The organism is Psychromonas arctica, from assembly GCF_038155225.1.
Taxonomy (GTDB): domain Bacteria; phylum Pseudomonadota; class Gammaproteobacteria; order Enterobacterales; family Psychromonadaceae; genus Psychromonas; species Psychromonas arctica_B.
Genome location: NZ_JBAKBA010000451.1, coordinates 1 through 208 on the forward strand (window position 1 = coordinate 1; position 208 = coordinate 208).

Annotated in this window: 1 protein-coding gene; it reads right to left on the reverse strand. The window is 46.6% G+C overall.

Features of this window, described 5'->3' with window-relative positions; translation table 11 throughout:
- Window positions 1-208: efflux RND transporter permease subunit (locus V6255_RS19055; protein ID WP_341629493.1), on the reverse strand; the 208-nt coding region annotated here is incomplete at both ends.

Genomic DNA, 208 nt, shown 5'->3' on the forward strand with positions numbered 1-208 from the left:
AACGGTAATACGAGACATCCCATTACGCGTAACAGAATCTACTTCATCAATACCACTGATCCCGCTTACTTGATCTTCAATAACAGAAGTCACTTGGCTTTCCATAAAGGTGGCGCTTGCGCCTTCATAGCGGGTAGTGATTGACACAACCGGGCTTTCAACAACTGGCATTTCTAGCACCGCGAGCATTTCAAACGCAACAATCCCG